The 1,282-nt window shown below is 66.5% G+C and carries 2 protein-coding genes; one reads left to right on the top strand and one right to left on the bottom strand.

The window, feature by feature from the left end; all coding sequences use genetic code 11:
- Positions 1–103: 103 nt before the first annotated feature.
- Complete coding sequence (locus AC11W3_RS17500; RefSeq protein WP_484093451.1) at positions 104–1,048, top strand: IS5 family transposase; 945 nt, start codon at positions 104–106, stop codon at positions 1,046–1,048.
- Positions 1,049–1,075: 27 nt separating this feature from the next.
- Here the strand turns inward: AC11W3_RS17500 and AC11W3_RS17505 are convergent.
- A partial coding sequence (locus AC11W3_RS17505; RefSeq protein ID WP_484093452.1) for a hypothetical protein occupies positions 1,076–1,282 on the bottom strand: 207 nt, incomplete at its 5' end.

Consider the following 1,282-nt stretch of genomic DNA (forward strand, 5'->3'; position numbering starts at 1 on the left):
GGCGTTGGTGCACGAACGGTTTCTGCTGGGCCGATGAACTTTGGTATACTGGGCCAGTTGGACCCGCCCCGCTCGCTCTCTCGCTCAACGGCCGCACCCGATCATGACATCCAAGGCCCCGACGACAGTTGCCTATCGTGTCCGCAACTGGCAAGCGTACGACGACGCCTTGGTCCGGAGAGGCTCGCTCACCCTCGGGGTCGAGGAAGCGACGCTCCAAGCCTGGCGCGATCAAGGGCCGACCCAGCGGGGGGCCCAATTCCAGGACAGCGACACGGCCATCGAGTGCCTGCTGACCCTGCGGTCCGTCTACCACCTCACCCTGCGGGCCACCGAGGGACTGGCCGACTCGCTCTTCGGGTTGATGGGCCTGGATCTCGACGTCCCCGATCACACCACGCTCAGCCGCCGGGCGGCCACCGTCCCCATCACACTGCCGAAGCGGGCCACCGGACCGCTCCACCTGATCCTGGACCGCACCGGGTTGAAGGTCGATGGCGAGGGGGAATGGAAGGTCCGCCAGCACGGCTACTCCCAGCGGCGGACTTGGCGGAAGCTCCACCGCGCCGTCGACCCGCAGACGCACGAGATCCAGGCAGCGATGGTCAGTGATCCGGGGGTGACCGATGCGGAGATGGCTCCCCCGTTGCTGGGGCAGGTGGATAACCCGCTGGAGAGCATGACCGGGGATGGGGCGTACGATCGAGCGACGGTGTACGCCGAATTGGATCGGCGGGACGCCCGAGCGATCATCCCGCCCCGACGTGACGCCAAGATCCAGCGGCACGGCAACACGTCCGGTCCCCGGCTGGCTCGGGATGAGGACCTCCGCCGCATCCGCCGGGTCGGTCGGAAGGCCTGGAAGGAGGAGTCGGGGTATCATCGTCGCTCGTTGGGCGAGACGGCGATGTATCGGATGAAGAGGATCTTCGGGGACGGGGTGTCGAGTCGGCGAGACGCCCAACAGGCGACCGAGGCGGGGATCCGCTGCCGGGCGTTGAACCTCATGACCCATCAGGGGATGCCTCGGAGTGAGCGGGTGGCGTAAGCCCCCGACCCGAGTGGGGGCGATCCATCAGTAAGCTCCTCTGCCGCCTTCATGCACCAATGCCCAAGCGATGTCTCCGACAGCATATCGACTGATCGAAAGAAGCCAGAATTCCGGGGATTCCTGCCTCTCGGCGTCGAAGGCCCCGATCGCGTTCCCCGTGCCGAATTCGGTCGGGACGGCCTTATCTTCGAGACGACGCGGTTTTCGCCGGGATTTCCAGCCCCTCCGCAT

It is taken from the genome of Geomonas sp. (assembly GCF_056994735.1).